General features: G+C 72.2%; 18 protein-coding genes. 5 read left to right on the plus strand and 13 right to left on the minus strand.

Going from position 1 to position 17,776, the window contains the following annotated elements:
* Positions 1-873, plus strand: a complete 873-nt coding sequence (locus tag ACYVHU_RS15535) for a MauE/DoxX family redox-associated membrane protein (RefSeq protein WP_432937511.1) — start codon at positions 1-3, stop codon at positions 871-873.
* Here the strand turns inward: ACYVHU_RS15535 and ACYVHU_RS15540 are convergent.
* Both ACYVHU_RS15540 and ACYVHU_RS15545 read right to left on the minus strand, forming a co-directional pair.
* On the minus strand, positions 858-2,102 hold the full coding sequence (locus ACYVHU_RS15540; protein WP_498948835.1) for an ATP-binding protein: 1,245 nt from the start codon (positions 2,100-2,102) through the stop codon (positions 858-860). The genes ACYVHU_RS15535 and ACYVHU_RS15540 overlap by 16 nt on opposite strands.
* A 221-nt stretch (positions 2,103-2,323) precedes the next feature.
* A complete protein-coding gene (locus tag ACYVHU_RS15545) occupies positions 2,324-3,028 on the minus strand; it encodes a hypothetical protein (RefSeq protein ID WP_078761836.1) in 705 nt (234 codons plus the stop codon).
* Between the two features lie 112 nt (positions 3,029-3,140).
* Here ACYVHU_RS15545 and hisC point away from each other — a divergent pair, with 112 nt between their 5' ends.
* Positions 3,141-4,220: a histidinol-phosphate transaminase gene (gene hisC, locus ACYVHU_RS15550; protein ID WP_078761835.1), complete on the plus strand. Its 1,080-nt coding sequence runs from the start codon at positions 3,141-3,143 to the stop codon at positions 4,218-4,220.
* 69 nt (positions 4,221-4,289) lie between these two features.
* On the opposite strand, the gene ACYVHU_RS15555 is transcribed toward hisC, so the two are convergent.
* The 10 genes from ACYVHU_RS15555 to fbaA all read right to left on the minus strand — a co-directional run bounded on the left by ACYVHU_RS15555 (position 4,290) and on the right by fbaA (position 15,112).
* Positions 4,290-5,555 carry a transcriptional regulator gene (locus tag ACYVHU_RS15555; RefSeq protein ID WP_078762061.1) on the minus strand — a complete coding sequence of 422 codons (1,266 nt, stop codon included), beginning with the start codon at positions 5,553-5,555 and terminating at the stop codon, positions 4,290-4,292.
* Positions 5,556-5,804: 249 nt separating this feature from the next.
* Positions 5,805-7,106, minus strand: a complete 1,302-nt coding sequence (gene murA / locus ACYVHU_RS15560; protein ID WP_078761834.1) for a UDP-N-acetylglucosamine 1-carboxyvinyltransferase — start codon at positions 7,104-7,106, stop codon at positions 5,805-5,807.
* A 329-nt stretch (positions 7,107-7,435) separates the two neighbouring features.
* Positions 7,436-8,344: a phosphoribosylaminoimidazolesuccinocarboxamide synthase gene (locus ACYVHU_RS15565; RefSeq protein ID WP_432937503.1), complete on the minus strand. Its 909-nt coding sequence runs from the start codon at positions 8,342-8,344 to the stop codon at positions 7,436-7,438.
* 47 nt (positions 8,345-8,391) lie between these two features.
* A complete protein-coding gene (locus tag ACYVHU_RS15570) occupies positions 8,392-9,027 on the minus strand; it encodes a hypothetical protein (protein ID WP_078761832.1) in 636 nt (211 codons plus the stop codon).
* Entirely contained in the window at positions 9,027-10,334 is a 1,308-nt protein-coding gene (gene purB, locus ACYVHU_RS15575; protein ID WP_078761831.1) for an adenylosuccinate lyase, read from the minus strand. The genes ACYVHU_RS15570 and purB overlap by 1 nt, the downstream gene beginning before the upstream one ends.
* A gap of 76 nt (positions 10,335-10,410) precedes the next feature.
* On the minus strand, positions 10,411-10,671 hold the full coding sequence (locus ACYVHU_RS15580; RefSeq protein WP_078761830.1) for a hypothetical protein: 261 nt from the start codon (positions 10,669-10,671) through the stop codon (positions 10,411-10,413).
* An 87-nt stretch (positions 10,672-10,758) separates the two neighbouring features.
* Positions 10,759-12,009: a phosphoribosylamine--glycine ligase gene (purD, locus tag ACYVHU_RS15585; RefSeq protein WP_498948836.1), complete on the minus strand. Its 1,251-nt coding sequence runs from the start codon at positions 12,007-12,009 to the stop codon at positions 10,759-10,761.
* A 123-nt stretch (positions 12,010-12,132) separates the two neighbouring features.
* Positions 12,133-13,416 (minus strand): adenylosuccinate synthase, encoded by a 1,284-nt coding sequence (locus ACYVHU_RS15590; RefSeq protein ID WP_078761828.1) that lies wholly within the window; start codon positions 13,414-13,416, stop codon positions 12,133-12,135.
* A 175-nt stretch (positions 13,417-13,591) separates the two neighbouring features.
* Complete coding sequence (locus ACYVHU_RS15595) at positions 13,592-14,005, minus strand: DUF3151 domain-containing protein (RefSeq protein ID WP_078761827.1); 414 nt, start codon at positions 14,003-14,005, stop codon at positions 13,592-13,594.
* A gap of 84 nt (positions 14,006-14,089) precedes the next feature.
* The gene (gene fbaA, locus ACYVHU_RS15600) at positions 14,090-15,112 is read right to left on the minus strand and encodes a class II fructose-bisphosphate aldolase (protein ID WP_078761826.1); all 1,023 of its coding nucleotides are present in this window, start codon (positions 15,110-15,112) and stop codon (positions 14,090-14,092) included.
* 356 nt (positions 15,113-15,468) lie between these two features.
* Between fbaA and ACYVHU_RS15605 the strand changes: the two genes are divergently transcribed.
* On the plus strand, positions 15,469-15,855 hold the full coding sequence (locus tag ACYVHU_RS15605) for a RodZ domain-containing protein (RefSeq protein WP_078762060.1): 387 nt from the start codon (positions 15,469-15,471) through the stop codon (positions 15,853-15,855).
* On the opposite strand, the gene pyrE is transcribed toward ACYVHU_RS15605, so the two are convergent.
* Positions 15,852-16,397 carry an orotate phosphoribosyltransferase gene (gene pyrE, locus ACYVHU_RS15610; RefSeq protein WP_432937494.1) on the minus strand — a complete coding sequence of 182 codons (546 nt, stop codon included), beginning with the start codon at positions 16,395-16,397 and terminating at the stop codon, positions 15,852-15,854. The two genes, ACYVHU_RS15605 and pyrE, sit on opposite strands and share 4 nt — an antisense overlap.
* Positions 16,398-16,453: 56 nt before the next feature.
* Between pyrE and cutA the strand changes: the two genes are divergently transcribed.
* Entirely contained in the window at positions 16,454-16,798 is a 345-nt protein-coding gene (gene cutA, locus ACYVHU_RS15615; protein ID WP_078761824.1) for a divalent-cation tolerance protein CutA, read from the plus strand.
* A complete protein-coding gene (locus ACYVHU_RS15620) occupies positions 16,795-17,391 on the plus strand; it encodes a hypothetical protein (RefSeq protein ID WP_498948837.1) in 597 nt (198 codons plus the stop codon). Before cutA ends, ACYVHU_RS15620 begins: the two co-directional genes overlap by 4 nt.
* The last annotated feature ends 385 nt before the right edge of the window (positions 17,392-17,776 follow it).

Here is a 17,776-nt window from a genome sequence, read left to right on the forward strand (position 1 = left end):
ATGATCGACGTCGTCCGCGAGATCCAACTCCTGGTCCTCGCCGTGATGCTGCTGCTGGGCGCCGCGGCGAAGTTCACCGACCGCTCCATCAACGGGCAGGGTCCGGCGGGGCTGCTGCCCGTGCGGTTCCACCGGCCCGTCGCGCTCCTGCACGGCGGCACCGAGGCCGCGCTGGCGGTGGGACTGCTGGTGCTGAAGGGCCAGCCGGGGAACATCGTCCGGGGCGCCACCGCGCTGATGTTCGTCCTGGCGGTCGTGACGCTGATCCAGTTGCGCAAACGCGATCCGGAGATGGGGTGCGGCTGCTTCGGCGGCCTGAGCAGCGAACCCGTGGGCTGGCGCACGATCACCCGCGCGGGCCTGCTGGCCGTCGCGGCGGTGAGCACGGTCGGCCTGCCGGTGTCGGGGGTGACGGCACTGCTGGGATCCGCCTCGGCCCACGCGATCGTGCTGGGCGCCGAGATCGTGGTGCTCGGCGCGCTGTCGCCGGAACTCAAGGAGATCGCGTTCCGGTTGACGCACCGGACACCGTGCGAGCTGCGTCAGGTTCCGCTACGCCGGACGATGGCCCGATTGCGCGCCAGTGATCTGTGGGAGTCCAACCGGGCCACCATCACCTCGGCCGAACCCGTGGACCTGTGGCGGCACGGCTGCTGGAGGTTCGTGCGGTTCGCGGGCCGCCGTAACGGGCGGGACGTGGACGTCGTGTTCGGGGTGCCGATCACCGGAGGCAAGTCGGGCGTGCGCGCCGTGATCGTCGACGCCGAGACCGGGACGACGCTGGTGGGTTTCGGCGAGGTCGCCGGGCTGTCGCGGCCCGACCGCGCGCGAGGCGGGGACGGGGCCGCCAGGGCTCCCTACGAAGCCGTGTGAGCGCCTGGCGGGGAATCGGCGGGGCCGTGACGCGCGCCGGGGCGACGGCCCGCCCCGGCAACGGAGGCCGGGCGGGACGGGGCGGGGGCGTCCCCGTGTAGGCCGATCTCGTCCTTCACCTTGGCCACGGCGGCCCGCGCGTCGGCGCGGCGGATCGTCGCCCCCTCCGCGAGGTCCCACGCGGCCCGGCCACAGGACTGGACGAGGAACGGGTGCCCGCCGGTGGCCCGGTAGAGCTCGTCGAGCGCCTCGGGGGTGAAGGCGACACCCCGGGCCCGGGCGGGCGCGACGAGGGCGTGTTCGGTGGCCGCGCGGTCGAGGGGACCGAGGCCCAGATGCTGGAACAGACGGTCGGCGTATCCCTTGGCGGTCGACAGCGCCCTGGGAAGGTCGGGCAGCCCGGCCGCGACGACGACGAGGGGCGCGCCGCTGCGGGCCATGCGGTGGCAGGCCGCGCACAACGCCGAGAGGTCGTCGTGGGAGGCGTCATGGAGCTCGTCGGCGAGCAGGCAGATGCCCACGCCGAGGTCGGTGGCCACCGACGCCGCGGCGGTGAACAGGTCGGCGAGGTCGGTTTCGAGGTCGCCGGAGTCGGCCTGACCGCGCACGGCCACGGCGTCGACGACGGGCCGGCGACGGGGGACGGCCCCACGGCCCGCGCCGGCGGCCGGGGCGGGGGAGGCCAGGACGAACGACTTGAGGACGCCCAGGGCGTGGTCGGCGCGTTCGGGAGCACGGTGGCGGGGGGCGAGCTCGCGCAGCGCCGTGTGCACCGCGGTGGCGATCGGACGGCGCAGGGAGTGGCCGGGACGGGTTTCGAAGCCGCCGGTGCCCCACATCCGGCCGGACGCCATCGAGCGGAAGGTGTCGAGGAGGACGGTCTTGCCGACCCCGCGTGGCCCGGTGAGGAGCACGCTGCGGTCGGGGCGGCCGTGCGCGACGCGATCGAGGAGCAGGTCGAAGCGCCGGAGCGGGATCTCGCGACCGGCGAGCTCCGGAGGGCGACGACCCGCGCCGGGGGTGTAGGGGTTGTGCAGGGGGTCGGGACGCCCGGACACGGGCGCGGGGTCCAGCGCGGCCTCCAGGGAGCGGTAGAAGGCCGCCGATGAGGTGGCCGCCCAGTCGATCCGGCGCAGGGCGTGGCGTTCGTCGGGGTGGGGGAGGGGGACCTGTCCGACCCCACCGTGCCGTACCGCCGTCCGGAACGGTGGAAGCGCTGCCGTGGTCATGTTCCCCCTCCCCCTTTCGTCGAACAAGTGTTCGACTCGGTATGACTGTAGTGGATCCTCCGGCGGCGTGCCAGCGCCTTGGGGTGGGTTGGGGAAAGTCGTGGGAAGACCGCCCTCGCGACGGGGACGGCGGAAAGGGGGAGGGGCGGGCACGCCGAGGCCGGGACGGGCGCGGCGTGGATGACGGGGGATCGGGCGGACCAGGGGTGGGGGAAGGCGCGCTAGCCCAGCAGCACCCTGCGCTCACGCTCCAGCGCGGCGTCGGCGAAGCCCTCCAGGGTCGTGGTGGTGTCGTCGGAACCGCTGATGAGCGTCGTCATCGCGACGTGCCCGCCGTCACGGTAGACGAGATTGTGCATCCACACCCGCTCCCCCCGCGAGGTGGCCGAGACGGAGAAGGCCCGGCTCTCCTCGCCGATGCCGGCCAGGTCGAGATCGCGCACCCGGTAGGAGGTGGGCACGCCGCCGAGGGTGATGGTGTAGGAGGCGCACTCGCGCGGCGGCCCGGAGTCGAGGACCGCGCGCGCCGTCTCCTCGGGGAGCGCCAACAGCAGGTGGGTGACGGTCGTGGAGTCGGAGACGAAGGTCGCCAGCGAGGCGGGGGCCGTGCGCACCTCGGGGATGCGCCCCCAGCGGTTCGCCGCGTCCATGCACGCGGGCTTGTCGGAGTCGGCCTCCTGGCGGACCGACTCCAACTGGCGCACGGAGGCGAGCCGTTCATAGGTGCCGGTCTCGCTCTGGTCCGCGACGAACTTGAGCGCGCCGTACTCGACCATCTGGGCCGTGCCGAGCCGGGCCGCGGCCTCGGCCCCGGGATCGGTGGGGGCCGGCGCGACGTTGCCCGCGCAGCCCGACAGGGCGCACAGGAGGGCCGCCGCCCCCAGGGCCGCCACGCTGGCCTTCAGGGTGTTCCGGGGGTGCTCCATGGTGCGCTTTCCTGTCCTGTGCGATATTTCGGGAGAGGGGGTGACAGCGGGCACCGGATGGGCTCGCCCTGCGTGACACCCCATATACGTAGAGTATCGAGGAAGGTCAGCGGTGTCGGAGCGGAACTCGCCATACTTCAGGGCCGTACTCGGGACAATCCCCCCCTATCGGCCGGGCCGCGCGGTGGTCGGTCCCGACGGCCGATCGGCGAAGCTCTCCTCCAACGAGTCGCCCTACGGGCCGCTGCCCTCGGTCCTGGAGGCCATCACGGCGGCGGCGACCGGGATCAACCGCTACCCCGACAACGGAGCGGCCGAACTCACCGCCGCGCTCGCCCGCCGTTTCGACGTCCCCGAGGAGCACGTGGCCCTCGGAGCGGGGTCCGTGGGCATCCTCCAGCAGCTCCTGGAGACGGTCGCCGAACCCGGCGCCGAGGTCGTCTACGCCTGGCGGTCCTTCGAGGCCTACCCGCTGCTCGCGGGCCTCTCCGGCGCGACGTCGGTCCAGGTGCCGCTCCGCGACGAGACGCACGACCTCGACGCCCTGCTCGCGGCCGTCACCGAGCGCACCCGGCTCCTCCTGGTGTGCAACCCCAACAACCCCACCGGCACGGTGGTGCGCGGGGAGGAGCTCACCGCCTTCCTCGACCGGGTTCCCGACCACGTGCTGGTCGTCCTCGACGAGGCCTACCGCGAGTACGTCCGCGACCCCGCGGTTCCCGACGGGCTCTCCCTCTACCGCGACCGTCCCAACGTGGCGGTCCTGCGCACCTTCTCCAAGGCCTACGGGCTCGCGGCGCTGCGGGTCGGCTTCCTCGTCGGCCACCCCCACGTCGCCGAGGCGGTGCGCAAGACGATGGTGCCGTTCGCGGTGAACGCGCTCGCCCAGGCCGCGGCCGTCGCCTCGCTGGAGGCCGAGGAGGAGCTGCTGGAGCGGGTGGAGAGCACGGTCAAGGAGCGTGAACGGGTGCGCGGCGCGCTCCTCGCCGACGGCTGGACGGTCCCCCCGACCGAGGCGAACTTCGTCTGGCTGCGGCTGGGCGAGGCCACGTCGGACTTCGCCGCCGCGTGCGAGGCGGCGGGCGTGGCGGTGCGTCCCTTCGCCGGTGAGGGCGCGCGCGTCAGCATCGGGGAGCCGGCCGACAACGACGCCTTCCTCGCGGTGGCGCGGTCCTACCCGACGCGCAACTGAGACGGGACGCCGACGGGGGCGGCCCGGTCGCGCGTCCGGCGACCGGGCCGCCCCCGTGCGGCCACGCCGTTACTTCCCGGCCTTGTCCTTGTCGAGCTTCTCGACGATCAGGCGGTACAACTGCCGGGGACGACCGGGCTGGAGGGTCCGGTTGGGCGGCAGCGGCCAGGCCAGCCCCTCCTCGACGAGCGTGCGCAGCAGCCGGCGCGCGGTACGCGGGGTGACGCCGAGCATCCGCCCGGCGCCCTCGGCGTCGACCACGAGCGGCGCGTCCTCCTCGGCGATCTTCTCGGAGAGGCGCAGCAGGGTCTCGCGTCCCTTCGTGCGCAACGGCTCGCCGGACTGGCGCTGGGGCGCGCGCTGGGCGGGGACGAGGGAACGGCCCTCGCGGTCCACCGCGAAGCTCTGCCGGGTGGCCTGGGCCCTGCTCAGCGCCGCGCGGGCGTGCGCCTCGGCGTCCTGGGTGGTGCGGCCCATGCCGATGCCGACCTCGATGGTGATGCCCAGCTCGGACTTGATCCGCTCGACGAACGGGGGCTGGCGGAATCCCTCGGTGGCGCTCACCAGGGAGCCGCGGGTGGCCGTGACCATGAAGGTGTGGTCGTCCACCGGGTGCGCCGTGGCGTTGATGCGGTGCGCCTCCTGCAACAGCAGCCGCTGGAGCGACAGGCGCAGCTCGTCCCGCCAGTAGCGGGGGGTCGAGCGGCGGGTGGAGTCGCGCAGCGTGGGAACGTCCACGATGACCACGCCGAGCTGGGCCTCCTCCAGACGATGGTGGGCACCGAGCAGGCCGGCGGTCTGCAACGCGCTGCGCACGCCCGCGTTGGTCGGGCGCAACCGCAGGGTGGGGACCCCGACCGCCTCCAGCCGTTCGGCGACCCCCCGCACGCAGGTGATGGCCATGCGGGTGGCCTTGCGGCGCCACAGCCCCTCGTGGAACGAGGTGAGCGCCGCGGTGCTGGCGAGCTCCTCGTGCACGTGGATCCCGTCGACGGGCAGGTCGACCTCGGAGTAGGCCTCGACCACGTCGGCGCGGCTGAGCACGTCCAGACTGGCCCGGGTGGGGTCGTAGCGCTCATCGAGGGTGGCCCGCAGCAGCGCCTCGTGCAGGCTCGCCCCGCCGAGCGGCACATAGGTGGCGGGCATGGTCAAGACGCCGGCCTTGCGCGCGAACTCATAGGGGACCGGGCTCGCGAACAAATAGGCGTCGATGGCCGACCCCAGACGGAGGACCTTGTCGGTGGCCTCCTGCTCGTCTCGATAGGCGGCGGCGATGAGTCTGGCGTTGAGCGGTCCCGTCGAGCCCGGGCCCATGAGCATGACGCGCTCGACCACCTCGTGCGGCCCGATGACGCCGATCGTCAAATCGCCGGTACGCTGCGCACTCACCTCGGGTTGCTCCCCGCTACCATTCCACGCTCTTCACTATGTGCGCCCACTGGTCCCGACCCAATTCCTGTCACGGCATGATTGCCGAGATCGTACCCATTGTTCGGGGGCCATGAAGATCGTTTGCCACAGAACGTCAAAAGGCCGGGCGGGGGACCACCCCCCCGCCCCGCCGTGAACTGGGACGTTACGTGATCAACCAACCTCTTCCCGTGACACGTCGGCGCCCAAAGCGGCCAGACGCGTCGCGAACTGAGAGTGACCGCGGTCGACGAGGTAGCCCGGTGCGACGATCGTCTCCCCGTCGGCGACCAGACCGGCCAGCACCAGCGCGGCGCCGGTGCGCAGGTCGTGGGCGACGACCTCGGCCCCGTGCAGCGCCGTCGGACCGTGGACGATCGCGCGGGTCCCGTCGACCTCGACCTTGGCCCCCATCTTGTTGAGCTCGTCGGCCAGCGCGAAGCGGCCGTCGTAGATGGCCTCGTGGATGTAGCTCTCACCCTCGGCCAGCGTCGCCAGCGCCATCAACGGGGACTGCAGGTCCGTCGCGAAGCCCGGGTAGGGCGAGGTGACGGCGTTGATCGGCCGCAGCTGGGTGGCGGGGTCGCGGCGTACGTGCAGCACGGCGCCCTGCTGGGCGAACTCCACGCCCATCTGCTCCAGCTTCCAGCGGGCCACGCCCAGGTGCTCCAGGTGCGCGCCGACCAGGCTGACCTCACCGCCGGTGGCCGCCGCCATCATCGCGAACACGCCGGCGTCGATGCGGTCCGACATGATCGTGTGCTCGACGGCGCTGAGCTCCTCGACGCCCTCGACCGTGATGAAGCCGGTGCCGCCGCCGGTGATCTTCGCCCCCATGCGGGTGAGGAAGTCGATGACGTCGAGGACCTCGGGCTCCAGCGCGGCGTGCTCGATGACCGTGGTTCCCGGCGCGAGGACCGCGGCCATGATGAGGTTCTCGGTGCCGGTGTGCGAGGGGGTGTCGAGGTAGAGGTGGCCGCCCTTGAGGTTCCCGGCCTTGATGTTGATGTGGTTGCGCTCGGCGTCCTCGGTCACCTCGGCGCCGAGACGGGCGAACCCGCGGTAGTGGAAGTCGAGGTTGCGGCTGCCCAGGTTGCAGCCGCCCACGCCCTCGATCCGGGCCTGGCCCATGCGGTGCATGAGCGCCGGCACGAAGAGCACCGAGCCGCGGAAGCGGGCCGCGATGTCGGCCGGCAGGACCGCGCGTTCGGGGTCGTTGAGCTGGGAGGCGTCGATGACGATCGTGCGCTCGGGCTCGTGGAACTCGACCTTCGCGCCGATGTGCTCGGCGAGTTCCAGAGCGCGGCGGACGTCTTCGATGATCGGAACGTTCCGCAGGACGGTGCGCCCCTTGGACGCCAGCAGTGCGGCGCCGATCATCGGCAGGACGGCGTTCTTCGCGCCCTGGATGAACGCGGTTCCGGTGAGGGGACGGCCGCCTCGAACGCGGTAACGAACCTCCTGGCCCATGCTCATAAGCTCCTTCGTGAGGCAGAATCTGGTGGTACTCGCCGGGAATGCATAACCGTCGAACGCGGGGTTTCACGCGGAGCGCTCCGACGAGAATGGGCTCAACCGGTGGCCATCTGGCGATGACTCTATAGCAACGTACTTCGTACGCCTGATCATCCCGCAACGAATCACCGGTTACCCGGGAAAACGCGCCATATGCAACCAAGGCAGATCGCCCGCCGGCGAATGCGGACGGTCCTACGCGCAAGAGGGGATCACGGCCCCATGCGACCGAACGGACCGGTTACCACTGTAAGTGCTGGGCGCGCTCCCTGGGGCCATCGTGGCCGGGATCACCCGGCGTCGACGGAGCGTCCGGTGAGACGCTCGAAGGCGGTGACGTAGGTGGCGCGCGTGTGTTCGACCACCTCCGCCGGCAGCGGCGGCGGCGGGGTGTCGGCGGCACGATCCCATCCCGAGGCCGGCGAGGTCAACCAGTCGCGGATGTACTGCTTGTCGTAGGAGGGCTGGGGACGGCCGGGGACCCAGGAGTCCGCCGGCCAGAACCGCGACGAGTCGGGGGTGAGGACCTCGTCGGCCAGGACCAGCCCGCCCTCGTCGTCACGGCCGAACTCGAACTTGGTGTCGGCGAGGATGATGCCGCGCTCCTCGGCGATCTCGCGGCCCCGCGTGTAGATGGCCAGGGTGAGCCGGCGCAGCTCGGCCGCCAGCTCCTCGCCGTGGCGGGCCGCAACGGCCTCGTAGGAGACGTTCTCGTCGTGCTCGCCGACCTCGGCCTTTGTCGCCGGTGTGAAGATCGGCTCCTCCAGGCGTGACCCGTCGACCAGGCCCCCGGGCAGTTCGACACCGCAGACCGTGCCGTCGACGCGGTACTCGGCCAGGCCCGAACCGGTGAGGTAGCCGCGTGCCACGCACTCCACCGGCACCATGTCCAGGGCGCGGCAGACCAGCGTGCGGCCGGCCCAGTCGGAGGGGGCGCCCGGCGGCGGCGTGTCCGAGAGCACGTGGCAGGGCACCAGGTCGGCCAGGCGCTCGAACCACCACAGCGACATCTGGGTGAGGATCCGTCCCTTGCCGGGGATCTCCGTGGGCAGCACCCAGTCGTAGGCGGAGACGCGGTCGCTGGCGACCATGACGAGGTCGCCGCTCTCCGTCCGGTAGAGGTCGCGGACCTTGCCGGTGTGCAGGTGGGTCAACCCGGGGACCTCGACGGGGACGGGCTTTTCGACGAAACCGCTCATGGTGTGCTCGCTGTGCTCTCAGATGCGTAAGGACGGGACGAGGCCGCTCAGCGACCCCGCCGAGGAGGCGGGGGCGGACCGGGCGGCCAGTGGCCGGGAGGCTGAGGCCGCGGGCCGAAACGGCCATCGTGGCCGGACGGCCCCGGAGGGTGCGGCGGTCCAACAGGCCGGGTGGGACCACCGAGCTCCGCCAGCGCCTCGCCCGGCGGCGGCAGGAGACGGCGGACGCTGTCGCGGATGTAGCCCATGGCGGCCAGACCGAGCAGCCGCGTCCCGGTCCAGGTGTGCACCGTCCCCGTCGAGAGGTCGACCAGCACCGGGCGCAGCATCGTGCCGAACCCGACCGCGGTCTTCGCCGAGGCGGCGGCCTGCGCCGGGGGATCCGAGTGGACGGCGACGACCGCCGCGATCGTGCACGCGCCCTCCAGGAGGCCGACCCCGCCGCCCACCACCGCGCGGGTGTGGGCGGCGGCGTGCCCGCAGAAGTCGCGCAGCATCGGCGCGGTCGCGACCTCGGCCCTGGTCACCGCCAGGCACAGGGTGACCGGGGACAGGGCGACGGTGTCGGAGAGCAGCCCGACCAGGGCCGTGCCGGGGCCGAGCCGCTGCTCCTCGGTGACCCTGGCGCGCGCGGCGTACAGGCGTCGCCGGACGACCTCGGTGTACTGGTCGGGCCGCATCATCAGGACAGGTTCTTCAGCCGGTCGAAGACGCCGCCGAGCCGTTCGACGAAGCGCTCGGGGCGGCACACCTCGTCCAGCCGGGCCTCGTCCAGTTCGATGTCGCGGGAGGCGGCCTCCTCGCGCAGCGTCTCGCGGAAGGGGGTGCCGTTCTCCCACGTCCGCATCGCCGCGGTCTGCACCAGCGCGTAGACGTCCTCGCGCGACAACCCGCCCTCGATGAGCTCGGAGACGACCGTGGAGGAGTAGATGAGGCCGTGCGTGGAGTCGAGGTTGGCGCGCATCCGCTCGGCGTCCACGACCAGGCCGGTGACCAGCCGGTTGGTCAGGTGCAGCAGGTAGTCGGTGGCGATGGCCGCGTCGGGCAGCGCGATGCGCTCGGTGGAGGAGTGGGAGATGTCACGCTCGTGCCACAGCGGGATGCCCTCCATGACCGGCACGATCTGGGCGCGGACGATGCGGGCCATCCCCGCGACGCGCTCCGACATGATCGGGTTCTTCTTGTGGGGCATGGCGCTGGAGCCCTTCTGCCCCTTGCCGAACGGCTCCCACAGTTCGCGGACCTCGGTGCGCTGGCCGTGGCGGACCTCCAGCGCGATCGCCTCGCACACGGTCGCGATGATCGCGAGCGCCGACACCCATTCGGAGATGCCGTCGCGGATGACCACCTGGGTGGAGACGTCGGCGCGGCGCAGCCCCAGCCGCTCGGCGACGTAGGACTCGACCGCGGGGTCGATGTTGGAGTAGGTGCCGACCGGTCCGGAGATCGCCATCACGCCGACCGACTCGCGGGCGCGGCGCAGCCGGTCGCGGGAGCGCGCCATGGCGAAGGCGAAGTCGGCGACGCGGTGGCCCCACACGTCGGGCTCGCCGTGGATGCCGTGGGTGCGGCCCACCCGTAGGGTCTCCTGGTGCTCCAGCGCGTGGTCGCGCAGCGTGGCGACGAGCGTGTCGGCCTTGGCCAGCAGGATGTCGGTCGCCTCGACCAGTTGGGCGGCGAGCGCGGTGTCGAGCAGGTCGGAGGAGGTCATGCCGAAGTGGACCCACTTGGCCGCCTCGCGCGGCTCGGTGTTGTCGGCCCAGGCCGTCAGGAAGGCGATGACGTCGTGCTGGGTGACGGCCTCGATCTCGGCGACCCGCTCGGGGGTGGGCGGCGGCGCCTGGCGGACCGGCTCCACGGAGTCGGCCGGGATCGTCCCCGCCGCCGCGTGTGCCTCCATCACCAGGGTCTCGACCCGGCACCAGAGTTCGTACTTGTGGGCGTCGCTGAAGACGCGGCCGATTTCGGGGAGGGTGTAGCGCTCGATCACGGGACCATTTTGGCAGGTGTCCGCCACGCGGGGGCAGGCGGTGCGCGGTTGCGCGGGGAGACGGCCCGGCGGGATCTCAACGGGGGAGGGGGACGGTCGGGGCGCTGTCGGGCGCGGCCTCACCACCCGCGGGCGCGGCGGTCCCTCCCACCACGGGCGGGGCCACATCCGCGGCGCCGGGCAGGGCGCGCACCGACAGCGCGCCCTGCCCGACCACCCGGACCGCGACCCGGTCGCCGGGCCGCAGGTGTGCCTGGGCCAGGACCTTCTCGGGAAAGAGGATCGAGCCGTCGTCGGTGACGTAGGCCTCTTCGGCGCGGGACGCGATATCTTCCATGCCGCCTCCCTGCCCGCGAAAAAGCACATCTTTCCCGACAGGGAGGACGAACTTCGCGGACGCCGAGAAACCCGACGTCCGGCAGTGTCACGTGTTCCGGGCAGCGGCCTTGGCGATGTCGCTACGGTGGTGCGCCCCCCGCAACCCGATCTCGGCGACGGCGGCGTAGGCGCGTTCGCGGGCCGCCTCCAGGTCCTCGCCCGTGCCCACGACGCTGAGCACCCGGCCGCCCGAGGCGACGATCCTGCCGTCAGCGTCCCGGGAGGTCCCGGCGTGCAGCACGTAGGCGCCCTCGACCGCGTTCGCGGCGTCCAGGCCGGTGATGACGTCGCCCTTCGCCGGCGTCCCCGGGTAGCCCTCGGCCGCGACCACCACGGTCACCGCCGCGCCCGGGTGCCAACGCAGCTCCGGCAGCGCCCCCAGCCCACCGGTGTCGGTGGCCAGCAGCAGCGATCCCAGCGGCGTGGCCAGCCGGTCCAGCACGACCTGGGTCTCGGGGTCGCCGAAACGCGCGTTGAACTCCACCACCCGCGGACCCCGCGAGGTCAGCGCCAGGCCGACGTAGAGCAGCCCCTGGTAGGGCGTGCCGCGCCGGGCCATCTCGGCCAGGGTGGGGCGCACCACGGCGGCCATGACCTGCGCGACCAGATCCTCCGGAGCCCACGGCAACGGCGTGTAGGCGCCCATCCCGCCCGTGTTGGGGCCCTCGTCGCCGTCCAGGGCGCGCTTGAAGTCCTGCGCGGGCAGCAGGGGGACCGCGTCGACGCCGTCGCACAGCACGAACAGCGACACCTCGGGGCCGTCGAGGTACTCCTCGATGACCACCCGCTCACAGGCGCGGGCGTGCCGCAGGGCCGTTTCGAGATCGTCGGTGACCACGACGCCCTTACCCGCGGCCAGCCCGTCGTCCTTCACCACGTGGGGCGCGCCGAACTCCTTCAGCGCCTCGGCGGCCTCGGCCTCGGTGACGCAGACCCTGGCGCGCGCGGTGGGCACGCCGGCGGCCTCCATGACCTCCTTGGCGAACGCCTTGGAGCCTTCCAGCCGGGCCGCCTCGCGGCCCGGGCCGAACACCGGGATGCCACGCGCGCGCAGTTCGTCGGCGACGCCCGCGACGAGCGGCGCCTCGGGGCCGATGACGACGAGCCCGGCGCCGACGCGCTCGGCGAGATCGGCCACGGCCCCGCCGTCGGCGGGGTCGACGGGGTGCAGCTCCGCCAGGTCGGCGATGCCCGGGTTGCCGGGCGCGCAGTGCACGGCGGTCACGTCGGGGTCGAGCGACAGGGCGCGGACGAGGGCGTGCTCGCGGCCGCCACCACCGAGGACGAGGGTTATCACAGGAGGAACCCCAGGGGGTGTGAGGAAACGGACGGGACGTCCCCACGGCGATCCCGCGACGGAGTTCCCCCAGTGGCCGGGAGAGGGCCCCGACGTCGAGACCAACGTGGGGAAGCGGACGGGTCAGACGAGGGAGCGCAGCTCCAGGGTCTGGTCACGGCCCGGGCCGACGCCGATCGCCGAGATCGGCGCGCCGGACATCTCCTCCAGCGCGCGGACGTAGGCCTGGGCGTTCTTGGGGAGCTCCTCGAAGGCGCGGACGTGGGTGATGTCCTCGTTCCAGCCGTCGAAGTACTCGTAGATCGGCGTGGCGTGGTGGAAGTCGGTCTGGGTCATCGGGATCTCGTCGTGGCGCACGCCGTCGACGTCGTAGGCCACGCACACCGGGATGCGGTCCAGGCCCGACAGCACGTCGAGCTTGGTGAGGAAGAAGTCCGTGATGCCGTTGACCCGCGTGGCGTAGCGCGCGATCGGGGCGTCGAACCAGCCGCAGCGGCGGTTGCGACCCGTGGTCACCCCGTACTCGTGGCCCTGGCGGCGCAGCCACTCGCCCGACTCGTCCAGGAGCTCGGTCGGGAACGGCCCCGATCCGACCCGGGTGGTGTAGGCCTTGAGGATGCCCACGACCTTGGTGATGCGGGTCGGGCCGATACCCGAACCGGCGCACGCGCCGCCCGCGGTGGGCGAGGAGGAGGTCACGAACGGGTAGGTGCCGTGGTCGATGTCCAGCAGCGTGCCCTGCGACCCCTCGAGGTAGACCGTCTTGCCCTCGTCCAGGGCCTTGTTGAGGATCAGGGAGGTGTCGGCCACGTAGGGGCGCAGCTGTTCGGCGTAGCCCAGGTACTCGTCGAGGATCTGCTCCAGCTCCAGACCGCGACGGTTGTAGACCTTGGTCAGGATCTGGTTCTTGTCGTTGAGCGCCAGCTCCAGCTTCTTGCGCAGGATCTTGGCGTCGAACATGTCCTGGACCCGCACGCCCGCGCGGGAGATCTTGTCGGCGTAGGTCGGGCCGATGCCGCGCCCGGTGGTGCCGATGCGGCCCTTGCCCAGGAAGCGCTCGCTGACCTTGTCCAAGGCCCGGTGGTAGGGCATGATCAGGTGCGCGTTCGCCGAGATCAGCAGCCGTTCGGTGGAGACACCGCGCTCCTGGAGGCCGCGCAGCTCCTCGAACAGCACGGCCGGGTCGATGACGACGCCGTTGGCGATGACCGGGACGACGTCGGGGGAGAGGATGCCCGACGGCAGCAGGTGCAACGCGTACTTCTGGTCGCCGATGACGACGGTGTGGCCGGCGTTGTTGCCGCCCTGATAGCGCACGACGTAGTCAACGCGGTTGCCGACCAGGTCGGTGGCCTTGCCCTTCCCCTCGTCCCCCCACTGGGCCCCAACGAGCGTGATCGCCGGCATCCGCGTCTACCTCTTCAATCTCTGTCCGACCGAGGACCATGGCACGGTGTCCCTGCACATGCCTGAGCCCCTGGCGCAAGAAAACGACAGGGGCTCTTGCATATCGAGGGTACACGACCCTCAACGGGACGTTAAGGGCGTCACCGGGCTCCCCGCCCGGGGGAGGCGTCCCAGCTCAGGAGGACAGCGCCGCGGCGGCCTCGGCGCTGCTGTCCCGCAGGAACGTGGAGCAGCGCTCGGCCTCGTCGGTCTCGCCGATCTCGGCCGCGGCGCGGCCGAGGGCGTGCAGCGAGCGCAGGAAACCGCGGTTGGCCTCGTGCTCCCAGGGGATGGGGCCGTGCCCCTTCCAACCGGAGCGCCGCAACTGGTCCAGCCCCCGGTGGTAGCCGGTGCGGGCGTAGGCGTAGGCGGCGACGGGGTCGCCGGCGGCGAGCGCCCGCTCGGCGAGCGTGGCCCACGCGGCGGAGTAGGCGGGGAAGCGGGCCGCGACCTCGGCCGGGTCGCCGGCGGCGAGAGCGGCGCGGGCCTCCTCGTTCTCGGGCAGACGGGTCGCCGGGGGCTCCCCCAGCAGGTTCTGTGACAGGTCCATGCCCCCATCCTGCCAGCGCGCGGGCGCCTTCCGCGGCAGCCGAGGGGCCTCCGGCCGCGGCCGGAGGCCCTGACAGGCGCGTGGCTACTTCATCTTGTTGCCCGCGGACTTCAGCTGCTGCGCGGCCTCGACGACGCGCGCCGCCATGCCGGCCTCGGCGGCCTTGCCGTAGGAGCGCGGGTCGTAGACCTTCTTGTTGCCGACCTCGCCGTCGATCTTGAGCACGCCGTCGTAGTTCTTCATGACGTGGTCGACGATCGGACGGGTGAAGGCGTACTGCGTGTCGGTGTCGATGTTCATCTTGACCACGCCGTACTCGATCGCCGCGTGGATCTCCTCCAGGGTCGACCCCGAGCCGCCGTGGAAGACCAGGTCGAACGGCTTGTCCTTGCCGTACTGGGCGCCGACGGCGTCCTGGATCTCCTTCAGCACCTCCGGGCGCAGCTTGACGTGGCCGGGCTTGTAGACGCCGTGCACGTTGCCGAAGGTCAGGGCCGCCATGTAGTAGCCCTTCTCGCCCAGGCCGAGGACCTCGGCGGTGCGCAGGCCGTCGCCCGGCGTGGTGTAGAGCTTCTCGTTGATCTCGCCGACGATGCCGTCCTCCTCGCCGCCGACGACGCCGACCTCGATCTCCAGGATGGTGCGGGCCTCCTTGGAGGCGGCCAGCAGCTCTTCGGCGATCTGGAGGTTCTCCTCCAGCTCGACGGCGGAACCGTCCCACATGTGCGACTGGAACAGCGGCTCCTGGCCCCTGGCCACGCGCTCCTTGGAGATCTCCAGCAGCGGACGGACGAAGCCGTCGAGCTTGTTCTTCGGGCAGTGGTCGGTGTGCAGGGCGATGTTGACCGGGTACTTGTCGGCCACGATGCGGGCGTACTCGGCGAACGCCACCGAGCCGGTGACCATGTCCTTGACGGTCGCGCCGGACAGGAACTCCGCGCCACCGGTGGAGACCTGGATGATGCCGTCGCTCTCGGCCTCGGCGAAGCCGCGCAGGGCGGCGTGCAGCGTCTGGCTGGAGGTCACGTTGATCGCGGGGTAGGCGAAGCCCTGCGACTTCGCGCGGCCCAGCATCTCGGTGTAGACCTCTGGGGTGGCGATGGGCATGGTGATGACTCCCTGCTCTGGCCTTGGAGTTGTCGATGAGAACGGCTCCGGGGGCTCCCGGGGCCGGGTCGTGCACGGGATGTCCCGTCGGGTTTCCGGTGCAAGTATCGCGAACACCGGGTGCCCACGAAAGGTCTAGACCAAAAAGCCGGAAATGGCCTCTCGGATCCATCGTGCCGAACCGCGTCCCGCCGAGGGGAGCGGCGCACGGTGGGTACCACCGCTGACGCGCTGCGTGACCGGCCGTGGGGGGCGGCGGCGAGAGTGCCCCCGCCCGTCGAACCCCCCGGGTGATACACGCTACATTCAGCACCGTGGGACGACATCGCAATGATCCTCGGGGCGTTGGCCAAATGCTGGCCATCGTCGGAGCGGTCGTGCTGTTGATCATCCTGGTGGTCCTGGGCGGGTACTTCTTCTACCGTTCCCTACCCGGAACCGGCGACGTCGTGGTCCCCGAGGGATCCGCGGCGCTGGCCGAGCCGCAGGACGAGATCACCGACAAGAAGGTGCTCTACATCCGGGTCGTCGGAGAATCCAGCGACGTGCTCGTCAGGATCCCCGGCGGGGAGGTCATCACCGACACGACCATGCAACAGGGCCAGTACGCCACCTATGACCAACCGCGCCTGGACGTCACCATCGGCGATCCAGACGCGGTCGAGGTCCACGTCAACGGCAGGCCCAAGGACATCAGCGGTGAGGGTCCGGACTACGCCTTCACCGTGGAACAGGAGGGTTAGCGGCCTTCCCCGACGTCCAGATCGGACAATTCAAACGCGGCGCGGTACTCCAGTCCCTCGCCGGCGACCTTGGCGCGCGCGCCTCGGTCCACGATGACGGCGACGCCGACGACATGGGCGCCGGCCTCGCGCAACGCCTCCACGGCGGTCAGCACCGATCCCCCAGTGGTCGAGGTATCCTCGACCGCCAGCACCCGGCGTCCCTTGACGTCGGGTCCCTCGATACGCCGTTGCAGACCGTGCGCCTTACCGGCCTTGCGCACCACGAAAGCGTCCAGCCGCCGTCCGCGGGCGGACGCCGCGTGCAGCATCGCGGTGGCCACCGGGTCGGCGCCCAGCGTCAGGCCGCCCACGGCGTCGTAGTCGAGGTCCGCCGTGGTGTCCAGCATCACGCGGCCCACCAGCGGAGCGCTCTGGCCGTCCAGCGTCACCCGGCGCAGATCGACGTAGTAATCGGCCTCGATGCCCGAGGACAGGGTGACCTTGCCGTGCACCACGGCCTTATCGTTGATGTGTCGGAGGAGATCCTCGCGGTCGCTCATGTCCCATGAGCCTAGGACGTGCGGATCACTGCCCTGAGCAGCGGAGGAGGCGCGACATGACGGATCCTCGGTCCGCGGCCGGACACGTGCGGGTCGAGACCACGGTCGACGACCGGGCCGCGGCCGAACGGCTGGCCCGCGCGGTGGTCGAGGCCCGCCTCGTCGCGTGCGCCCAGGTCGGCGGCCCCATCACGAGTTTCTACCGCTGGGAGGGGGAGGTCCAGGCGGACCAGGAGTGGACGGTCGTCATGAAGACCACCGCCGCCCGCCTCGACGAGCTCACCGCCCGCCTCCTCGACCTCCACCCCTATGACGAACCCGAGGTCGTGGCGGTCCCCGTCACCGGTGGATCCGCCGGCTACCTCGCCTGGGTGAGCGCCGAGACCGGCCCGAAGACGTGACCCCGTTCTCCGTCGTCCTGCTCCACGACCCGTTGCGCGGGCCGGCCGATTGGGGCGCCCTGCCCGCCGACCTCGCCGAGGAGGGGGTCGAGGTGGTGGTCCCCGAGGTCGTCGTGGGCGACACCGCCCCCTACGCCGCGCGCTACGTCGCCGGGGCGGCCCTGGAGATCCGCCGAGCGGCTCCCTCGGCCCCGCTCCTGCTCGTCGGCGAGGGCGGGGCCGCACCGCTGCTGCCGGGGGTCGCCGCGGCCCAGCGCGCCGCGCACCGCCGCGTCGCCGGGTACGTCCTCGCCGACGGACCGCTCCCGCAACCGGGCACGCCCACGCGGGCCGCCCTCGCCGCCGCGCAGCTGCCCCACGTCCACCACACCGGCCCGCCGCCGCCCCCGGGATACGACACCGAGCCGCTCCCCGTGACGGCCGACTGGCCGGACGCGCCCTGCGGCTACCTCCTCTCCGACCCCGGATACGCCGGTTGCGCCCGGCTGGCCCGCCTGCGCGGTTGGCCCGTCGTCGAGTCCCCGTCCGGTCCCGGTTCCCCGGCCGGCGCGCTGCTGGGGCTCGCGGCCGATCTGCTCGCCAGGGATCGCTGAACCTGCTTCGCCTCAGGAGGGCTCGGCCGCGTGGATGTCGTCGCGTCGCTCCATGGCCGCGCGGGCGGGACAAGCCGGACGATGGGCCGCTCGCCGCTCCAGCGGTGAAGGAGCACGCCGAAGCCGCGCGGAACCGATCGCCGGCGATGACCGGCGTGGTCCCCAGGCCCGCCGCGGCCGGCGATACCCGCCGCGGTCGCCGGGCACGCTGCCGGGACATCGCCGGAGCCGGCCGACCGGGCACGGCGGCGCTTCGGCCCGCGGCGCTGCGGCTGGGCGGCGCCGTTGCGGGAACCGCTGGCCGGCGCCACCGCGAGCGGGATTCCCCGGGTGGCGACGAGGGCGAGGTGCCTGCCACCGGCCCGTGTCGGGCGGCCCGGATGCG

Source organism: Marinactinospora endophytica (assembly GCF_054780875.1).